Annotated in this window: 20 protein-coding genes and 1 pseudogene; 9 read left to right on the forward strand and 12 right to left on the reverse strand. The window is 45.9% G+C overall.

Annotation, left to right across the window (positions count from 1 at the left end; genetic code table 11):
• The first annotated feature begins 36 nt into the window (after window positions 1-36).
• From J4N39_RS20880 to J4N39_RS23000, 3 genes and pseudogenes are all read left to right on the forward strand, one after another.
• Window positions 37-930 (forward strand): carbohydrate ABC transporter permease, encoded by an 894-nt coding sequence (locus tag J4N39_RS20880; RefSeq protein WP_252024566.1) that lies wholly within the window; start codon window positions 37-39, stop codon window positions 928-930.
• Window positions 931-933: 3 nt separating this feature from the next.
• Window positions 934-1,842: a carbohydrate ABC transporter permease gene (locus tag J4N39_RS20885; protein ID WP_252024568.1), complete on the forward strand. Its 909-nt coding sequence runs from the start codon at window positions 934-936 to the stop codon at window positions 1,840-1,842.
• Window positions 1,843-1,846: 4 nt separating this feature from the next.
• Window positions 1,847-2,083: pseudogene (locus tag J4N39_RS23000) on the forward strand (ATP-binding cassette domain-containing protein); the annotation flags it as partial.
• Window positions 2,084-2,104: 21 nt separating this feature from the next.
• Here the strand turns inward: J4N39_RS23000 and J4N39_RS20895 are convergent.
• Window positions 2,105-3,238, reverse strand: coding sequence for an ISAs1 family transposase (locus tag J4N39_RS20895; protein ID WP_252018132.1), 1,134 nt, complete (start codon window positions 3,236-3,238; stop codon window positions 2,105-2,107).
• Window positions 3,239-3,338: 100 nt separating this feature from the next.
• Between J4N39_RS20895 and J4N39_RS23005 the strand changes: the two genes are divergently transcribed.
• Together J4N39_RS23005 and J4N39_RS20910 are read left to right on the forward strand one after the other, a co-directional pair.
• Entirely contained in the window at window positions 3,339-4,196 is an 858-nt protein-coding gene (locus J4N39_RS23005) for an ABC transporter ATP-binding protein (protein WP_286036841.1), read from the forward strand.
• 127 nt (window positions 4,197-4,323) lie between these two features.
• Window positions 4,324-4,599, forward strand: coding sequence for a nitrogen fixation protein NifW (locus J4N39_RS20910; RefSeq protein ID WP_252024570.1), 276 nt, complete (start codon window positions 4,324-4,326; stop codon window positions 4,597-4,599).
• A gap of 39 nt (window positions 4,600-4,638) precedes the next feature.
• Here the strand turns inward: J4N39_RS20910 and J4N39_RS20915 are convergent, their stop codons facing one another.
• Window positions 4,639-5,985: an MATE family efflux transporter gene (locus J4N39_RS20915; protein WP_252024572.1), complete on the reverse strand. Its 1,347-nt coding sequence runs from the start codon at window positions 5,983-5,985 to the stop codon at window positions 4,639-4,641.
• Between the two features lie 104 nt (window positions 5,986-6,089).
• Here J4N39_RS20915 and J4N39_RS20920 point away from each other — a divergent pair, with 104 nt between their 5' ends.
• Window positions 6,090-7,043 carry a LysR family transcriptional regulator gene (locus J4N39_RS20920; protein ID WP_252024574.1) on the forward strand — a complete coding sequence of 318 codons (954 nt, stop codon included), beginning with the start codon at window positions 6,090-6,092 and terminating at the stop codon, window positions 7,041-7,043.
• Window positions 7,044-7,066: 23 nt separating this feature from the next.
• Here J4N39_RS20920 and J4N39_RS20925 read toward each other — a convergent pair whose 3' ends face one another.
• A complete protein-coding gene (locus tag J4N39_RS20925; protein WP_252024576.1) occupies window positions 7,067-8,428 on the reverse strand; it encodes an MATE family efflux transporter in 1,362 nt (453 codons plus the stop codon).
• A gap of 109 nt (window positions 8,429-8,537) precedes the next feature.
• Here J4N39_RS20925 and J4N39_RS20930 point away from each other — a divergent pair, with 109 nt between their 5' ends.
• The 3 genes from J4N39_RS20930 to J4N39_RS20940 all read left to right on the forward strand — a co-directional run bounded on the left by J4N39_RS20930 (window position 8,538) and on the right by J4N39_RS20940 (window position 11,397).
• Window positions 8,538-9,419 carry a LysR family transcriptional regulator gene (locus tag J4N39_RS20930; RefSeq protein ID WP_252024578.1) on the forward strand — a complete coding sequence of 294 codons (882 nt, stop codon included), beginning with the start codon at window positions 8,538-8,540 and terminating at the stop codon, window positions 9,417-9,419.
• A gap of 135 nt (window positions 9,420-9,554) precedes the next feature.
• Window positions 9,555-10,739 carry an NnrS family protein gene (locus tag J4N39_RS20935; RefSeq protein ID WP_252024580.1) on the forward strand — a complete coding sequence of 395 codons (1,185 nt, stop codon included), beginning with the start codon at window positions 9,555-9,557 and terminating at the stop codon, window positions 10,737-10,739.
• 124 nt (window positions 10,740-10,863) lie between these two features.
• Complete coding sequence (locus J4N39_RS20940; RefSeq protein ID WP_252024582.1) at window positions 10,864-11,397, forward strand: hypothetical protein; 534 nt, start codon at window positions 10,864-10,866, stop codon at window positions 11,395-11,397.
• A gap of 74 nt (window positions 11,398-11,471) precedes the next feature.
• Here the strand turns inward: J4N39_RS20940 and J4N39_RS20945 are convergent, their stop codons facing one another.
• From J4N39_RS20945 to J4N39_RS20985, 9 genes are read right to left on the reverse strand one after another with little or no spacing between them, the layout of a single operon-like run.
• Entirely contained in the window at window positions 11,472-12,344 is an 873-nt protein-coding gene (locus J4N39_RS20945; RefSeq protein ID WP_252024584.1) for a metal ABC transporter solute-binding protein, Zn/Mn family, read from the reverse strand.
• A 2-nt stretch (window positions 12,345-12,346) separates the two neighbouring features.
• Window positions 12,347-13,222 carry a metal ABC transporter permease gene (locus tag J4N39_RS20950; RefSeq protein WP_252024586.1) on the reverse strand — a complete coding sequence of 292 codons (876 nt, stop codon included), beginning with the start codon at window positions 13,220-13,222 and terminating at the stop codon, window positions 12,347-12,349.
• Window positions 13,222-13,938, reverse strand: coding sequence for a metal ABC transporter ATP-binding protein (locus tag J4N39_RS20955; protein WP_252024588.1), 717 nt, complete (start codon window positions 13,936-13,938; stop codon window positions 13,222-13,224). The genes J4N39_RS20950 and J4N39_RS20955 overlap by 1 nt, the downstream gene beginning before the upstream one ends.
• Window positions 13,939-14,805: a metal ABC transporter solute-binding protein, Zn/Mn family gene (locus J4N39_RS20960; RefSeq protein WP_252026875.1), complete on the reverse strand. Its 867-nt coding sequence runs from the start codon at window positions 14,803-14,805 to the stop codon at window positions 13,939-13,941.
• Between the two features lie 58 nt (window positions 14,806-14,863).
• Window positions 14,864-15,415, reverse strand: a complete 552-nt coding sequence (locus J4N39_RS20965; RefSeq protein WP_252024590.1) for a DUF6162 family protein — start codon at window positions 15,413-15,415, stop codon at window positions 14,864-14,866.
• Complete coding sequence (locus J4N39_RS20970; RefSeq protein WP_252024592.1) at window positions 15,412-15,717, reverse strand: hypothetical protein; 306 nt, start codon at window positions 15,715-15,717, stop codon at window positions 15,412-15,414. Before J4N39_RS20970 ends, J4N39_RS20965 begins: the two co-directional genes overlap by 4 nt.
• A 45-nt stretch (window positions 15,718-15,762) precedes the next feature.
• Window positions 15,763-16,599 carry a DUF4198 domain-containing protein gene (locus J4N39_RS20975; RefSeq protein ID WP_252024594.1) on the reverse strand — a complete coding sequence of 279 codons (837 nt, stop codon included), beginning with the start codon at window positions 16,597-16,599 and terminating at the stop codon, window positions 15,763-15,765.
• A gap of 10 nt (window positions 16,600-16,609) precedes the next feature.
• Window positions 16,610-17,119 carry a DUF2271 domain-containing protein gene (locus tag J4N39_RS20980; RefSeq protein WP_252024596.1) on the reverse strand — a complete coding sequence of 170 codons (510 nt, stop codon included), beginning with the start codon at window positions 17,117-17,119 and terminating at the stop codon, window positions 16,610-16,612.
• Window positions 17,120-17,140: 21 nt separating this feature from the next.
• On the reverse strand, window positions 17,141-17,764 hold the full coding sequence (locus J4N39_RS20985; RefSeq protein ID WP_252024597.1) for a PepSY-associated TM helix domain-containing protein: 624 nt from the start codon (window positions 17,762-17,764) through the stop codon (window positions 17,141-17,143).
• Window positions 17,765-17,920 lie beyond the last annotated feature (156 nt).

Below are 17,920 nucleotides of genomic sequence, written 5' to 3' on the forward strand. Positions count from 1 at the left end.
GTCATTACGTGAAAATTAGAACAAGAAACTCAATCAATGGATGTAGTCGCTGTTCAACGGCATCTTAAACGCAATGCGTTCGCCTACCTTACAGCTTTGCCTATGGCGCTAACCGTGTTTATTGCCTACATGGGGACCAAGTTTTGGTCCGTTCGCCTCTCTTTTACTAGCTCTCGTATGCTGCCAAAAGATGACTTTGTCGGTTTTGCTCAGTATGAACGACTGTTTTCGACATCTCGATGGATCACATCGCTAGAAAATCTATTGATCATCGCATTCTTATTCCTAGCGATATGCTTTGTTCTTGGCTTCATTCTGTCAGTTTTCATTGACCAGAAGATCAAAGCAGAAAGCTTCTTTAGAACGGTGTTTTTATTCCCTTATGCGATGTCATTTATTGTAACGGGCTTGGTTTGGCAATGGATATTCAATCCCCAACTTGGCATACAGAAAACCGTCAATTCATTAGGCTTTGAGTCTTTCAGCTTTGACTGGATCGTAAACCCTGACATGGTGCTATACACCGTGATTATTGCGGCGGTATGGCAAGGTGCTGGGCTAGTAATGGCATTACTGCTCGCAGGGCTTCGAGGTATTGATGAAGACTTGTGGAAAGCGACCAAAATTGACGGCATTCCTACGTGGCGTGTTTACATCAGTATCATTTTGCCAATGCTACGCCCAATGATCATTACCACTGTTGTGCTGCTTTCTATCAGCATCATCAAGATGTACGACGTAGTAGTAGCAATGACTGGGGGCGGCCCTGGGGTATCGAGTGAAGTACCAGCCAAATTTATCATGGATAACTTATTTGAACGCGCCAACATTGGCCTTGCGACGGCCGCATCCACGGTAATGTTGACCACAGTGCTTTGCCTAATTGCACCTTTCATTTACAACAACTACATCAAGAAACAAGGAAGGTAACCTATGTCTGCGACTCTATCACCTTCAATTTCTGAACCTGTAACCAAGCGTCCTTTATCCATCAAGGCTAAGTGGGGCCGTGTCGGAATCTATGGGTTTCTTATCATAACTGCCCTGTTCTTCTTGCTGCCTTTGTACGTCATGTTAGTGACCTCATTTAAGGAACTGGAAGAGATCCGCCTAAGCTCAATTTTTGCCCTACCACAAAACTTTAGTTGGGATGCTTGGAAGGTTGCTTGGAGCAGTGCGTGTACTGGATTGGAATGTTCTGGTCTACAGGTAGGCTTTTGGAACTCCGTGAAGATCTTAATACCGAGTGTGGTCATTTCGGTGCTTTTTGGCGCAGTAAATGGCTATGCCTTGTCTTTTTGGAAAATCAAAGGCGCAAACCTACTGTTTGCTTGTTTGCTTCTTGGGGCATTTATTCCCTATCAAGTGTTCATCTACCCATTGATCCGTGTCTACGCTGATATTGGTATCTACGGCACATTAACTGGTGTGGTGGTTTCCCACGTTATCTTCGGCATGCCAATCATGACGCTGCTGTTTAGAAACTACTACAGCACCTTGCCGTTAGAACTATTCAATGCAGCACGTATCGATGGGGCTGGTTTCTTTAAGGTGTTCTTCACCATCATGCTGCCAATGTCGACGCCAATCATCATCGTGGCCGTGATCATGCAAGTAACCAACATCTGGAACGACTTCTTAATCGGTCTGGTATTTGCTGGTAATGACAATCTACCGATGACAGTACAGCTAAACAACATCGTCAACACCACCACTGGTGAGCGTGCCTACAACGTTAACATGGCCGCAACCATTCTTACTTCGTTAGTACCACTTATCATCTACGTTGCCTCTGGGCGTTGGTTTGTTCGTGGTATCGCTTCTGGTGCAGTAAAAGGATAATCTCATGGGAATCGTAAACATTAGCAAGCTAGATATTAGCTACGAAACCACCAAAATCGTTAAACAGTTAGACCTATCCATCAATGACGGTGAGTTCCTTGTATTGCTTGGCCCATCGGGCTGCGGTAAATCCACACTACTCAATGCTATTGGTGGCTTGATTGACACCAGTGGCGGTTCTATCCACTTTGATGGCAAAGACGTGACTTGGGCGGACCCAAAAGATCGTGGTATCGGTATGGCAGGGCGAGAGCATGAGTGCCTAATTATTGTTCGATGCATCAAGACCAGCGAGCAATACTTTGTCTAAATAATCATTGCTCATCGCCGCTATCTTTTGTTTACGACGCACACTTGCTTTCTTGGTATTTTCAGAACGTAACATATTTAGTGCGATATGGCGTATGCAAGCCATGACTTCAGCGGCATTGTTTCGGTAAATTTGGCAACTGTCTTCATTCATCGTGGCATCAAGCACCCAATGCAAACTGTTTTCTATACCCCAGTGGCCACGAACCGCTGCTGCAAACTCTGTATTTGTGAGTTCTGCTGAACTGATATAGTAACGATATTCGAAAGAACTTTTTCCTTTATTATCAACACGGCAACTTAGTGCAAAACCAATGGATTTTAGTCCTTTCCATTCGGGAAACTGTTTGGCTAGCTCGCCTGCGGGTAAGACATGGTATTCACGGGCTTCTACTCGACCATGCCCTTTTTCAATCGTGACATTTTGAGGTTCGCTTTTTGCAATTCTTTTCTCTTTAAGCGCATGTTGCACTGCTTTAAACAGTGACTCCTGATTTCCTTTCACTGCAAGGAGATAATCTCCACCTTCATCGGTAATGGTGGCAGCAATGTTTGTTTGACAACCGATGGCATCAATCGAAACGAGGCAACCTTTAATATCTAGTAGCTGAAGTAACTCTGGTATCGCTGTGATTTCATTTGATTTAGCATCGGTTTTTCGTTGTCCTACGACGACACCATTAGCGGTTGCAAAAGCGCTAACCATATGGATTGTAGACTGGCGGCTTTCACGATCGTATGAGCCTCTCAAAACTTTACCATCGATAGCTATCAACTCACCTTTTGAGCGTTGAGATATAGCCTGCATCCAGCTAGCAAAACTTGTTTGAAACTCAGTTGGTTCAAGGCGTGAAACGATACGTGCAATAGTGTCATGTGTAGGCAGACCATCTGGGAAGAAGCCTTTTTCTTGAAGCCAATCAAGGTGAACTTCACCAAAGTCTTCAATATCTTCCCATCCTTCACAACCTGCAATAACGGCACACACTACCAAAAACAAAACATCGAATAATGGGTAGCTAATTTTAGCTGATTGACGTGGATCTGTTAGGTGGCCAAAATGCTCAGAGAAAGCGTCGATGCTCATGAAAATACCCTCAAAAGGGAGTATATGATCACAGCTAGATCAGATCGTCAAATCGATCCTATTTAGCTCAAAAAACGTTCATGATCTCGCCCTGATCGGTATGGTGTTTCAATCCTATGCCCTGTACCCAACAATGACGGTTGAGAAAAACATGTCATTTGGTCTGCGTATTGCAGGGGTTGATAAAGAAACCATCGATAAGAAAGTCGCTTGGGCGGCTAAGCTGCTTCAACTTGAACCACTATTGAAGCGTAAACCATCCGCATTGTCCGGCGGTCAGCGCCAACGAGTGGCTATTGGCCGCGCTCTAGTTCGTGACGCCGACATCTACCTATTTGATGAGCCGCTCTCTAACCTTGATGCCAAGTTGCGTGCCGAATTGCGCCTTGAAATCAAAAAGCTGCACAGAACGCTTAACTCAACCATGATCTACGTAACCCATGATCAAATTGAGGCGCTAACGCTAGCTGATCGAATCGCAGTGATGAAAGATGGCATTATTCAACAGCTAGATACACCGAATAATGTTTACCACAAGCCACAAAACCTGTTTGTTGCTACCTTCTTGGGATCGCCGGCAATGAACTGCGTCGAGGGTGTTTTGTCTGTAAAAGGAGATACGGTAAGATTTCAAACTTCAGAGTTAGATATCGACGTTAGTGACTACCCATTCCAAAGCCAAGCGATCGACAAAATGAAAGTGACCCTCGGCGTACGTCCAGAACACTTGCATACTACAGTGCAAAGTGAGCAGGGATCTAACGTGCTTACAGGTTCAGTCGAGCTTGTAGAGCCAATGGGTTCAGATATCTTAGTATGGACAAAGTTCTCTGACAGCCACACCTTATCTCACCGAACTCACTCAGAAACAACGTTAGAAGTTGGGCAAACAGTTTGTGTCGCAGTAGACGCCAAGCGCTGTTCTATTTTTGACTCAGTGAGTACCAATCGCCTCTAAACCTCACTTATTTATAAGCCACTCTAACTTAAATTGGAGTGGCTTTTTGATCGCTATCACTGCAATCGCTATACTCGACTTCTGATACTTTTGCACAATAACGACATTCAAGAACCGATCACTCTCTATGCCTAAGCCCCATATTCTCGACACCATCAAAAGCTTCACCAGCATCGAACAAGCGCTCGATCACTTTGAGATTGGTTATGATAGTAAGTTTACCGATGAGTACGGAGACGAGTTGGTAAAGCGATTCAATGGCTACTTGATATTGCAAAAACCCAACGATTGGTTTGAGGCAAGACGAGCGTTAAAGAATGCCTACTGCAAAATACAACGTGGGCGCTTAGACAAACATACCCGCAGTGCCTGTCGGGGCTGTACTACCTGTCAGCGGCGCTAATTGGGAAAGACAAAAAGGTGAGCGCTTGGGTCACCTTTTTTATGCTAGATTCGTAGCTATCGCTGTAGGCACGGTCTGCCTATGCTTGCGAATAGCCACCACCAGTTGCGCTAGCAGCAACAGACCTGTTACAGCGAGACCAACACCAATGCCCGCCCAAATACCAGCAAGCCCAAACCCTTCCATCAACCACCAAGCTGCAGGTAAACCAAACAACCAATAGCCAATTGCCGTCATGACGGTTGGGCCAACCACAATCTTCATTCCACGCAGCAAGTTAATCGCAAGTAACTGCCATGCATCAACGATAAATGACAATGCCACTACCCATAAAACTGCTGCAAACAAAATGCGTAAATCGGCTTCTAGGTTAAACACGCTAGCTATGAAGTCAGGGAAGATAATAAATCCTCCCGCCATGACAATGCTTAGCACTGTGGTGATGCCAAAGCTTCGCATTGCGGTACGTTTGATGCCGTCAAAATTTTCCGCACCAAAGTCTTGCCCAACCAAGATAGCGGCAGCTTGAGAGAAGCCAAAATTGATGTTCCAAGTAAAACTTAGGCACTGAAGTAGGATCTGATGCAGCGCCAATGCTGCGATACTTATGGTTCCTGCCAGTAGTGTCCCGCCATAAATCAACCCCAGCTCCAACACAGTTGCAAGAGTGATTGGAAGTCCTAGCGACAGCAAAGGCAAAGTATGTTTGAAAGAGTACTCTTCTAGTGCTCTCCACGGGGCAAACTGCTGATAAGCCGGCAGACTGAAGACCCATGAGCCATAACCAACGGCAACTATTAGCGCCGCCAGCGCCGTGCCTGCCCCTAAACCAGCCAAGCCTAAATCGAAACCAAAGGCCAGTACATAACTAATTGGCACGTTCAGCAATACCGTCACAAGCGACATCACCATAATCGAGCGTGCATTCCCCAGAGCGCTGGTTAGGCCACGTAGTATCAGCAACACCAGAGATGGGAGCATCGCCCACTTGAGAGTGTCAATGTACTGCATGGCTGGCGCAATAAGCTCTTTAGGCTGATTGGCGACTAACAGCATCTGCGGCACCAAAATGAAGCTCAAAGTTAATGCAATAGTCATCACCACAGACAACAGCACGGCTCCTTTGACGGCAAATCGGATCTGCTGATTACCAAACTCAGGGCGAGACAGACGTTGGCCATAAGCAATAGCTATAAGGTTAGCAACGCAACCAACAGTGGAGCTGGCAATGATAAAGACAAATGTATAAACCGACGCACCCAGCCCACCAGCGGCCAAAGCAGACACACTCAGTCGTGACATCATCCACACGTCAGTGAGAACCAATGCCATAGAAATGAGTTGTGAAATAATGAGCGGGATCGCCAGTGATAGGATTTTATTCATTGCAAGCCTCGTGATCTTTGTCACATTAGGCTAGGGGGTTTCACACTCGTATTCAAATGACATTTATGTCACCCTTGCATTACCTGAGATCATGGGAGAAAACGATGACACCCTATTCCAATCTGCCATATTCACACAACGCATTAAAAGTATTTGAATCGGTTGCTCGCCTTATGAGCTTTACTAAGGCGGCGGATGAACTGCACGTCACGCAAAGTGCCGTAAGCCGACAAATCAAACAACTTGAGGATGAGTTAAACGCAACCTTAGTGGTGCGTAAGCACCGAGCTATTGAGCTGACTGCTAAAGGCAAAGATCTCTATGAGGTGTTACGAAAAAACTTCCACGAACTCGAAACGTTATTTAAGCGATGGCAAAAACCCGACAAGCAACGAATCGTGATTAAAAGTTCATTGAGCTTTGCGACCCGCATCTTGCTTACCAAGGTTTCAGAATTGAATGAACGCTACCCTGACTACGAAATAGTGATCATTCCATCGATTGAGGAAAACCCAGAGCTGTCTAGCGAAGATTGTGATTTACTGATCATAAATACCCTTAACTATCAGCGTTATATCAACCATCCCAATGTAACCTTTATGCGTGACGAGTATATGGCCCCGGTGTACGCAAAATCGTTAAGGGAAGACGAAATATCGCTCGACGACGTGCTGGTGCTACCGCACCTACACGCAACCTTAGATCATTTAGATTGGAAACTATGGTTTAGCCAAGCAGAGCTAAAAGGCACCAAAGTTGGCCGCGATACGGTGTTTTTCAGTCTCGATCTGGCGCTAAGTGCCTGCCTTTCAGGGCAAGGCGTAACTGTAACGGATCTACTGCTGGTGCTTCCCGAGTTAAAACGAGGCTTCCTAGCATGCCCAGAAAAAATCATTCTCCAGCATAGCCAATGGAAATACCTGTGCTATCAAGGTAATCAATCTGCAATTATTAGCGAGATATACGATTGGCTAATGGCGCAAACTCGCTCAGAAAGAGACCAGTTGCGCCAACTATGCGATGAAATGAACTGGGATTACTCAAGCGTCTCCTTGTGATTAGGTATAACACCTATATCTTTTCAGTTGGTCGCCAGTTGTGGCGACAAACCCTGTTTATTGCGAATATCATTCCATAGCACTGGCGCAATAATCAAAGACAGCACCACGTTAGATAGAGGCACACTTAACCAAATCCCATCGAGACCAATCCAGTTTGGCAGCACGTATAGGAAAGGTAGCTGAATAAGCATATTACCCGCCGATACCGCCAACGCTTTGCCGCCTTGGTTCACTGACATGAAATAGACAGACGCCACAAAGATAAAGCCATCTAACGCCAATGCAAACAAGTGAAGGCGCATGCCATGAACGGTTGCTTCCAGCAGAGCTTGGTCACCTTGACTAAACATTCCTACCACAGATTCAGGGAACAGGTTGAGAAACACCACCATCAAGATGCCCAGAACCAAGACCGATTTCAGTGCGATGGTGAGTACTGTACTGACTTTTTGGCCCTGCCTTGCACCAAAAAAGTAGCTCGCCAGAGGCTGCATGCCGTTTGCCAAACCTTCTGCGGTTAAATAGTAAAGCACCCCAATGTAGCCAATCACCGCAAACGCCCCAACGTGCACTGATGAGCCATGAATAAGCAATAGCTTATTATGTACCGCTGCGATAAAGCCAAAGTAGAAGAACATCAATAAGCCTGACGCACCTAGACCCAAAGTACGAGCACCAATTTTGGCATCGAGCTTGAACTGAGAGACAGATAAACGAGTCTGCGATTTGTGTGAGAAAAAATACCAAAGTGCAATCACCACCACGATCAACTGAGAAATCAGCGTTGCTATAGCGGCGCCTTCAAGCGCAAGGTCCCATACCCCAATAAATAGGTAATCCAACACAATATTGACCACTGCACCCACCACCATTAAGCCAGTGGCAAAGTTAGGACTATTGTCGTTACGAATCAACATTGGTAGGGCTGCTGCTGCCACGGTAAACATGGCTCCCCAAGAAAATACTGCAACATATTCCGAGCCAAGAGTAAGCACGTTGCCTTCAGCGCCTTGAGCGGTTAATACCCACACACCAAAATTATGTAGGACTAAGGATGCCACCAGCCCGAGCAAAACCGACAAACCTAAGCTGGTCGAAAGTGCAGCTTTTGAAGCTCTGAAATTTTCTTCACCACGGAATATAGACACGAGACTGCCGCCGCCCATACCCACCATGACACCGAGGCCTGCGACAATACCGATCAAAGGCCATGCAAGGTTGATCCCAGCCAAACCTTGATAGCCAATGAAGTGACCAACAAACATACCATCCACGACTTGATAGAGACCATTCACTACCATGGCAGCAATGGACGGTATGGCAAAACGCCAAAAGGTCTTGGTGATGGATTCATTTTTGTCGATGTCGAGAGAGTTTTGCATGACCTAACTGCCGATCTAATAACTGATATGAATTGCATTATGCTTGAAGGCGAGATTTAAGGAAGTTAGTATCTATCCGAAATTCGGATAGATAGAGCGAATCAAAATCATGAACTGGACACTCGATCAACTCGAAGCCTTCGTAACTTCAGTCAAACAAGGCTCTTTTTCCGCCGCAGCAAGAAAGCTTGGCAAAGCTCAATCCCGAGTGAGTACATCGATAGCTAACCTTGAAGCCGATCTCGGCATCGAGCTATTTGATCGCTCCTCTCGCCTCCCCACGCTTACCCAAGCAGGTAAGGAGATGTATGGTGAGGCTGAGTCGATATTGAGCCAATGCCAGCGACTCGAAGCGCGCGCTTTTAGCGTCAGTGCTAAGCAAGAAGTTGCCTTGACCATTGCGATGGACGAAGCCGTACCAATTGGTGCTTTTGAACAGTTTTTCGAACAAGTCGCTGATAGGTTTCCATTGCTAAAACTTACCATTATCAATGGCTCGCAAGAAGACATCGCCCAATGGGTGGATGAGAAAAAAGCCGACTTAGGGATCTTGTTCCACGTCAGCACCTTGCCTGAGAGCCTAGAGTTCGCCTCTATCGGCCAGTTTCAGCACTCTTTGATTGTCAGTAAACATCACGACCTAGCCAGTACACCAGAGCCTACTATTACCCAGCTTTCTCGCTACAAACAGCTGGTGATCTGTGATCGTATGGGGCACTCGAAGGGACAAGCAATATGTGCCAACCACTGGTTTATCGACAGTTACTACTACATCACAGCACTGGTGATGAGAAACATCGGTTGGGCATTAGTGCCAGAACACCTCGCCAGAGACGATTTTCATCGCCAAGACATTGTTGAACTTAGCACCAAACATATTCCCCACTCGGTACTGGTTGAAATGGGCATCGTCAAGCGTGCCGATCGGGGGGAAGGTGAAGTGAGTGATTGGATCTATCAAGGTTTGGTAGACCGATTTAATCGTCAATAGACACTCAGCACTACAAAAATATAATTATAAAAATCAAATGAATAACTAAGATTGATCGCATGATGTTCAATCTTCGCTTGGCACAAAACTTTAAAGTTGTATTATATATACATGTTTAAAAGGCGAGCCTGTCCTATGTTGAATATCACTGATCTCAAAGTCGAAGAAAAAATCACACCGCTACTGCGTTTAGGTTTTCGACCATTTTTCTTACTCGGCAGTGGCTATGCTGCTCTGTCGGTAGCGATTTGGGTTTATGCTTTCCAAAATGGGCAACCAGATATGCTGGGGGTTCCAGCACTGTGGTGGCACGTACACGAAATGCTGTTTGGCTTTGCAATGGCGATAGTGGCAGGCTTTACATTAACAGCAGTACAAAACTGGACTGGCGTTAACGGCACCAAAAGCCGTCGCTTAGCTTGGCTAGTCGGCCTATGGCTTGCACCACGAATCCTATTTTGGACACCTGCACCACTGTGGTTAATCTCCTCAATTGAAGCGGTATTCTTAGCCATGCTCGCATACGAAATAGGTTGGCGAGTCTACAAGGTTAAGGGCTGGCGCAATCTATTCTTCGTACCGCTGTTCATTCTTGCGCTTATAGCAAACTTTGCCAGCTACGCCACCATCAAAGGCATGCCTCCGTTTACCTCCATGGCTGTATGGCAGGCGATGCTGTGGTGGTTTGTGCTGCTGCTTTCCGTCATGGGTAACCGAGTGATCCCATTTTTCACTGCAAGGCGATTTAACTTCGAGAAACCGCAACCCCTGTTTTGGCTCGACTTTGTTGCTACCATGCCGCTGGTGTTGATGTTTGTCCTAAGCTTTTTCCCACTAGTACAAGCTGAACTTCAGCAACCGATTCTATTGTTCGCAGGTATCTTCCAACTCGCCCGCTTTGTGCGTTGGAAGAGCTGGAAAACCCTTAGCGAACCACTGGTATGGTCACTACACCTAAGTTACCAGTGTTTACCTGTCGCCCTTATATTAAAAGGATTTGCTGGCAGCAGTTATTTCTCTCATACCCTTTGGCACCTCATTGCAATCGGCGGTTTAGGCGGGTTAATTCTGGCGATGATTAGCCGCGTAACATTAGGACATACAGGAAGAGACATCTATAAGGGGCCAAACATGGCGATCCCATTTGCCTTAGTTTTGGTAGCAGCAATCGTGCGCAGTATCGCAGTCAGCTATTTTCCGCAGTACACAATGCAACTAATCGACCTAACCGCTGGTCTATGGATAGTAGCGTTTGCGTGGTACGTGGTGAAGTTTGGACCAATGCTAGCCAAGCCTCGCACCGATAACAGGCCGGGTTAGGTTAATAAAACCCCTGATAAGTCAGACTTTTGTCAGAGCTATTGTTCAAGGTGCTAAGCTACAGTAACGTAATCAACACTTAGTGCTTTGAGCACACTGATAAAAGAACTCCTGTGAGGAACTCATGAAAAAGACTCTAATTACTGCAGCTATTGCTTTGCTTTCAACTCAAACGTTTGCAAGCGATTCATCAGAAGTTGTCGTGCTTAGCCTTAAAACAATGGTCGGCGACCAAGTCGTTGCAAAAACTGAGCTTTTCTCAAACCAAGTAGACCCAAACACTAGCAGCATTGACGATACTTTCCGCCTTGTAGTGAATGGAAAAACCGTTGATGCTCCTCAAGAGCTACTTGCTGACATCAGCCGTGAGCGTCGCTCTTACAGCTACGACAGCCAATCAGGCGGCATTGAAAACCCACAAAGCCAGATGATGTGTATGCTAGGTGGTGAACCAGTAGGCTACGTTCTAGAAACTCGTTACCTAACCTTTGACGATTCATCAGTCATCAAAGGTCACGAAATGAAAGCTGTCTCAGCTGAAGCGGGCAACTGCTTATTTAAACCAAACTACCAGCCTGCAAACGACAATGCGCAATTATCATCAGTAAAAGCGCTAGCAACGCTGAAAACACTTGCGGCAGTATACGCAGAAAAGTAAAAGCTAATTAAAAAAAACCGCCAAGCTATTTTGGCGGTTTTTTTGTTATTTGAAGTATAAATATGTAGCCTTTCCTATCGGAGCCTACTTTCCCATCGCTCCAATGGCGAATCAGCTTTAAACTTAAACCGCCCCATGCGATCTAAACTATCCACTTCAATGATTCGATCTTTATCCCCCACGATATTTGCCAGCTTTTCGCTTACCTTGCGGGTTGTCACGACTCTTACAGTAGGGTCTTCATTTAGGTAGCCTTTCAGCTGCTCGATGTCCTGAGTTGTCCAATCGAGCTCAGCTTTGTATTGACGACCAACAACAAACAGCTGATAACCTGCGGCAAAATCCTCTAGCGATTCAGACAACAACACTACCGCTTCCATATCCTGCTCAAAGAACCAGTCACTTTGCTGCTGAATGAGCTTGCGGCTTTGTGTCAGAGCTTGCTGTAAGTTACTGTGAATAACCGTCTTGTGTTGCGGCCACAGACGTATCAGATCATCTGCGATGATTTTGCTCATGCGCCCTAGGTTATTTGGATTTAGCCAAGCATAGATAGAGGTAGAACCATCATCCAATGTCAGCGCTGCCACACTGCTTCCTGTCGATGAGATTGATTGGCTCGCATCGACTTCCACTAAACGAATGTTGTGGTCACGCAGATAAGCATATGACGGGTCTTGTGGCCAAAGCGAGCGAATGGTTATCACAGCAGTCGCTTTCGGTGCTTCTTGTTCAACAACCTCTTCACCTTTGGCACTAAACCATGACTCTAAGCGACTCACACCATAGCGAGCTGGCGGAAGGTATTTTACTTCAATGGGTGTTCCCTGAGTAAGCTGTGTCGCCAAAATATGGGTTGCAGGGACAGTCGTTAGTATGTCCGCAGCCATCACAAATGGAGAGACTAACAAGGTCAACAATGCGATAGAAACCTGTCTGATATTCATAATTAGCCTTTTCTAAAAATACGATAAGCTGTCGCAAGCAGGAAGAAACTTGCGGAAACCATAATGATGGATGCGCCTGAAGGAATAGGTAACTTCAGCTCCATTGGTATCAAGGTGCCAATCAAACAGGCGGCGGTTGCGAGCACAGCAGAAACCACGACAAACTGCCCCATAGAACGAGTCACCAGTCGCGCCGTTGCCCCTGGAATAAGCAATAGCGCCCCAACCAAGACAGCACCGATGATTTTCACCGAGGCAATAGTGACCAAGGTGATCATCAAAACAAACAAATAGTCGAAAAAGCTCACCGCATAGCCACGAACCTTAGCGATATCTGGGCTAATGCAAGCAAGCAAAATTCGGTTATAGGTTGGGATAAGCACTAACAAAATAACCAAGCAGCTCAGCGCCAAAATCGCCAAGTCAAAGTCAGTTACGGTGAGAATTGAACCGAATAGAACGTTCTCTAACATGTGCACATTGACCTTGCGTGCGACATACATCAGCAGTGCTGCGCCAACCGCTAGTGCTAAGGCAAGAAAAACGCCTACCAAGGTATCGTAAGGTACATGAGTTCTGTTTCTGACAAAGTGCAGCAATAGTGCAAACACCATGCAAAAGCAAAATAGCCCTAGCATCGGGTTGTCAGGTGGCTCACCCAACAATACGCCCAGTGCAATACCTGTAAGCGCTGCGTGACCGACCGCTTCAGAGAAAAACGCCAAACGCTTTGCAATAACCAGAGTCCCTAAGCCGCCGAGCAGAGGCCCAACCATCAATGCAGCGACTAATGCGTTGACCAAGAAGGCATAGCGAAAACTCTCGCTAAGCAAACCCGCTTCAACCGCATCGATGGCAATTAATCTTAACCATTCCATTATGCAACCGCCTTATGCGTTGAGTGGTGTTTAAATAGCTGTTCTATCTTGTCGCCAGTCAGTACCTCTTGAACGCTGCCTGAGTCAACAATGGTGCGATTCACCACATGAACTCGCCCATCAAGACGTCTAACCGCACTGATGTCATGGTGAACGGCAAGCAAGGTTTTCCCTTCCGATACCAACTCATCCATTAGAGTTTCCAAGTAACGGACCCCCTGCTCATCCATGCCAGTGGTCGGCTCATCCAGTACTAACAAATTTGGGTTATCCAAAAGTGCTTGAGCAAACATAACTCTCTGCTGCTCACCACCAGAAAGTTCGCCCATACGGCGCTTGATTCTTGATGCCATACCTACTCGGTCAAGCTGCTGTTTAGCTCGTTCGATAAGCGGGCTTTTCTTGCGCCAAAACAGTGGGGCACGTGTCATGTTGAGCAAAACAAAATCTTCAACCGTGAGCGGTAAACTTGGCTCAAATGTGGCCTTTTGTGGCACATAACCTAAAGATTGTTTATTGCCATGCCAATCAATACCAATCTTGCCTTTGAAAGGTGTTAGCCCCAAGATTGAACGCAATAGTGATGTTTTCCCACCACCATTTGGTCCCATCAAAATATGGCATTGTGCACCTTCAAACTGATGGGAAATATTGTCCAGAACACAGTTATTAACGTAACTGAGACTAAGGTTTTCAACTTGAATTGACGGCCCCATTTAAGACTCCTTAGCTGCCGCAAACTGAATCGCTTCAACCAAGGTATCTAGGTTGTGTTTTGTCTCCACTTCAACTTTGTCCGCAGTGTAGTCACCATGAGTCATATGTGAGAAACGGTAGAGCTGCACACCAGTTGCTTCTTCAATGGTATCCACAAACCGATTTGGCATATCCAGCTCGTAGAACAGGATATCGATACCTGAGTGTTTGATTTTTTCGATGGTCTCTTGCAGTTGGCTCGCACTTGGTTCAACACCATGCGCTGGTTCAATCACTGCGGCAACTTCCACACCGAACTCTTGTAACAGATAACCATAAGCATTATGCGTAGTCGCAACTCGCATACCTGCGGTATCAAGGTCCACCAGTTTATTCATCGCTTCGTGTTTCATACGACGGAAGGTCTTTGCGTATTTGCGAGCATTTGAGCGGTAAAGTTTGGCATTTTCTGGGTCGATTTTGCCTAACTCTGCGGCAATGGTGTAAACCTTTTGAATTGTGGTAGATAACCCTACGAAGGTGTGCGGATTCACCGCATCACTGCCGACAGATTGTCCCATTGCAGGCAGCAGTGGCACATCTTTGTTGGCTTCAATCACAACCAGATCTTTTTTCTGAGCGGCATTAATAACCTCAAGGGCAAATTCATCATGTCCAATACCATTCACCACAATGGCATCCATCTGGTTAAGGCGCATTAAGTCATTTGGCTGAGGCAAATAGTTGTGGGCGTTAAAACCGGCATCGAGTAACGGGATCACTGACATCTTGTCGCCGACGACCGCTTTAACGTAACTATAGTAAGGGTGAAGAGTGATACCCACAGTCAGCTTTTCAGCGCTCACTGCTAGGGAAGAAAAAAGCATAGACGTCAACGCCAACGCTTGAAAAATCTTTTTGTTCATAAGTGTACCAAAGGGTGTACTAATTGTGAGTGCTGGTGAATACCACTTGTTTCCAAGCAAGATTCTCTAATCCATGTGCGGTTAGGTCATCACGGCTAGGTAGCATATTGGTCTGCGTGGCAATCCATATTATGCTTACCTCGCCATTAGCATTAAGTAAGATATCCGGGGCTTGACCTTCAAGACCAGCCTTCCCCAAATAGAACCCTGATTCAATCAGAGACCACTGATGCTCTCCATAGTGCTGCCAACTCTTATCTTGAGTAAACGGGGCTAACCACTCTTGCGCCAATGCTTCGGGAGTGGGCCAGCCATGATCATCTTGATAGGATCCGTCACTGTAGATATCTCGAATTTCCTCATGGGCAAGCTTCAAATCAGCAACCAATGCCCGAGTAACTTCTGACAACATCTGCACACTCACTTGATGCTGGCTATCAACACTTATCTTTTGCGCTTTTTGATGAAATGGTAGAAGCACTGCTGTGACCGTTAGTAAACTTACGATTGCGATGGCGACCCAACGCCCTTCACGGGCACCATCATCAGGCTTTACCCATTGAACGCTCATTGAAGCTCCACTACATCTATTTCTACTGGGGCTTCATGTCCCGCATCAAAGACCAGATAAAACTCACCTTCTGGGCGCTCAAAGCGAGCTTTTGAGTATTCGTTGGTAACTTCTCTGGCGATCAAGTTGTCATCATAATCAAACAACTCGATTTTATATTTTGGCGCAGTGCTGCCATCACTAAAGCCTGTTTGGCAATCGATGTGAGTGTCGCTTAGAGAACATTCCATCACTGGGTAATGAGCGACGGCGATAGGAGATAGAAAAGCGGCGAAAAGTGCCACAAAAGACATTTTGTTCATGGTAGAAATCTCAAACTAAAAAAAGGGCCGAAGCCCTTTTTGTTATTATTGCAATACAGCTTCGAAAGTTAGGTGAACACCTGATACGGCTTTGTCTGCCAGTGGGTGGTTATCTAAATCTTGCTTGTGACTTGCACGCAACAAGTAAACACCAGCTTGCTCTGGCGTGAAGCGCACAAAACCTTGCTTGTCAGAAACCACATCGATCTGCTCTTGTGCGTTACGGTACATAGTGCCATCGCGAGTCACATCAACTTTAACGCCTGCCGCTGCTTGACCGTTGAAGAACATTTGGAAAGTCACCTCTTCCCCTTCAACAATGTCTGCTGGGTGAGTAATTGGCTTAATTTCTAGGTACTTTTTCTCAAGCTCTAGCGCTTTATCCGTTGGCTGACCAAACGTGATGTAAGACTCGACGCGAGTGTAGTACATAGTGGTCGTGATGTCGCGAGCTTGCTCTGGCAACATAGATGCACGATCCGCTTTAGACGCACGAGCCCATTTTACTGTGTTGCGACGACCAGCTTTGTACTGAGTGCGAAAACCTGGCTCACCGTTAACCGTGACTTTATGAGTACCTTGTTCAACAAAGTTAAAGTCAAATACTGAACGGCGCTTGCCTTTCATTACGTAGTCCGGACGAGTCGTTTCACCGTTCGGTAGCTTGATACGTGCCGAATCAGCGCTTGCTGGCTTGTCGAAGACAAACGTACCGTGAGAGGCAGTCACATCAAACGTTAGCCAATCTCCGTCTTGCTTTGATACTTGGAAGTGAGAAGGAAGAATCCAGCGTGGGTGAGCTTCTACCACGGTTGAAACCATTCCACCTGCCAAAAGTGTACATGCCAATCCAATGGCTTTGATGCTTGATTTATGACGCATAATTTTCTCTTTATTTAACTTTATAATTTAAGGAAACATTCCCAGTTTCTTCTGTTGGAGCGATTTCGAAGGAAACTGCTTTTTCGCCAAGAGTCATTTTCTGGCGAAGCAGGTTTCGACCGCCATGCTCACGAACGACTTCAGCGTAGAAGGTATATTCACCTTGCTCCAAAGTCTGACCTTTGTCGTCTTTGCCATCCCAAACGAAACGGTACTGACCCGCAGGGCGTGTCGCAGAGGTCACTGCATCCACCAATTCACGGTCATATCGACCCACCTTACGCCACCAGCTACGAAGGTCTTTAAGCCACTCGTCCTGCCCTACCCAAAGTTCAACAGTTTTTACTGGCTTACGCTGCGAATCTTCAATCCATACCGCCACATAAGGACGTGCATACATAGAGGTTTCAATCTTTGGCAATTGAAACTTCACATCAAGCTGAGCCGTTTCTGGAATAGGTGCAGCAAAAGCAACACTTGAGACTAAAACTGCGCTAAGAGCAGTAAGTTTATGGAGCATAGAAAAGCCCTTAGAGTTCGATTATGGAATAGCAACCCAATACAGAATCGCTGTTGCTGCGCTACCAAATGCCATCCATTTGATAGATAAATTCAATGTCTTTCGTTTAGGAAGGATCAAACAGATCCCAGTCAGAATAAAAAGTGTCATCAACACGGCGGTAACATCGATAAATACCTGCCAAATCACGCCGCTATTACGCCCTTTGTGGAGATCATTTAGCCAAGCGATCACCCCGTAATCAGACTGTTCGATGGTGGCTTGATGGGAAAGCAGGTCAAGATAAACAGAGGCGTTATATCCCGGGCCTTTATAACTCATGGTTAGCTCACCAAATACCAACTCGCCATCATCTAGCTCGGTATAAACATCCATCTCAGATGGAAAACCTTTCAAATTGGTGTTGCTACTTAGGTACTCTTTGAGGGCTTGCTTATCAATACCATTTGACGACGGCATAAATAAGATCTCCGAAGGTATTTCGAGCGTTTGCTCTTCGATACTCGGTGTTTTGCTGACAAATAACTCAGGGCGGTTAAGTGTTATCCCGGTAAGCGTAAAAAACAGCACCACCAGTAAAAGCGCCATTGAGATATAGATATGGAGTCTACGTGCCCAAGTCTGCACCGATCTATTCTTCAACATAACTTTGGAACACCCACTTCTTAGAACACGACAACGAAAGAGGCGGGGATATTAAATGGTAATTGTTATCATTAGCAGTTAGTTTACATTCTTTACAAACACTGTTCGATAACGCATCAATTATTAGTAATTCGTTAGGTCGACACTGTTCCTAAT

The organism is Vibrio sp. SCSIO 43136, from assembly GCF_023716565.1.
GTDB lineage: Bacteria > Pseudomonadota > Gammaproteobacteria > Enterobacterales > Vibrionaceae > Vibrio.

Excerpts from the sequence above, each read along its gene's own strand:
- J4N39_RS20935 (WP_252024580.1), top strand. The coding sequence starts at position 9,555 with ATGTTGAATATCACTGATCTCAAAGTCGAAGAAAAAATCACACCGCTA.
- J4N39_RS20970 (WP_252024592.1), bottom strand. The coding sequence starts at position 15,717 with ATGAACAAAATGTCTTTTGTGGCACTTTTCGCCGCTTTTCTATCTCCT.
- J4N39_RS20895 (WP_252018132.1), bottom strand. The coding sequence starts at position 3,238 with ATGAGCATCGACGCTTTCTCTGAGCATTTTGGCCACCTAACAGATCCA.
- J4N39_RS20940 (WP_252024582.1), top strand. The coding sequence starts at position 10,864 with ATGAAAAAGACTCTAATTACTGCAGCTATTGCTTTGCTTTCAACTCAA.
- J4N39_RS20910 (WP_252024570.1), top strand. The coding sequence starts at position 4,324 with ATGCCTAAGCCCCATATTCTCGACACCATCAAAAGCTTCACCAGCATC.
- J4N39_RS20880 (WP_252024566.1), top strand. The coding sequence starts at position 37 with ATGGATGTAGTCGCTGTTCAACGGCATCTTAAACGCAATGCGTTCGCC.
- J4N39_RS20985 (WP_252024597.1), bottom strand. The coding sequence starts at position 17,764 with ATGTTGAAGAATAGATCGGTGCAGACTTGGGCACGTAGACTCCATATC.
- J4N39_RS20925 (WP_252024576.1), bottom strand. The coding sequence starts at position 8,428 with ATGCAAAACTCTCTCGACATCGACAAAAATGAATCCATCACCAAGACC.
- J4N39_RS20950 (WP_252024586.1), bottom strand. The coding sequence starts at position 13,222 with ATGGAATGGTTAAGATTAATTGCCATCGATGCGGTTGAAGCGGGTTTG.
- J4N39_RS20980 (WP_252024596.1), bottom strand. The coding sequence starts at position 17,119 with ATGCTCCATAAACTTACTGCTCTTAGCGCAGTTTTAGTCTCAAGTGTT.
- J4N39_RS20945 (WP_252024584.1), bottom strand. The coding sequence starts at position 12,344 with ATGAATATCAGACAGGTTTCTATCGCATTGTTGACCTTGTTAGTCTCT.
- J4N39_RS20930 (WP_252024578.1), top strand. The coding sequence starts at position 8,538 with ATGAACTGGACACTCGATCAACTCGAAGCCTTCGTAACTTCAGTCAAA.
- J4N39_RS20960 (WP_252026875.1), bottom strand. The coding sequence starts at position 14,805 with ATGCTTTTTTCTTCCCTAGCAGTGAGCGCTGAAAAGCTGACTGTGGGT.
- J4N39_RS20920 (WP_252024574.1), top strand. The coding sequence starts at position 6,090 with ATGACACCCTATTCCAATCTGCCATATTCACACAACGCATTAAAAGTA.
- J4N39_RS20975 (WP_252024594.1), bottom strand. The coding sequence starts at position 16,599 with ATGCGTCATAAATCAAGCATCAAAGCCATTGGATTGGCATGTACACTT.
- J4N39_RS20955 (WP_252024588.1), bottom strand. The coding sequence starts at position 13,938 with ATGGGGCCGTCAATTCAAGTTGAAAACCTTAGTCTCAGTTACGTTAAT.
- J4N39_RS20885 (WP_252024568.1), top strand. The coding sequence starts at position 934 with ATGTCTGCGACTCTATCACCTTCAATTTCTGAACCTGTAACCAAGCGT.
- J4N39_RS20915 (WP_252024572.1), bottom strand. The coding sequence starts at position 5,985 with ATGAATAAAATCCTATCACTGGCGATCCCGCTCATTATTTCACAACTC.
- J4N39_RS23005 (WP_286036841.1), top strand. The coding sequence starts at position 3,339 with ATGGTGTTTCAATCCTATGCCCTGTACCCAACAATGACGGTTGAGAAA.
- J4N39_RS20965 (WP_252024590.1), bottom strand. The coding sequence starts at position 15,415 with ATGAGCGTTCAATGGGTAAAGCCTGATGATGGTGCCCGTGAAGGGCGT.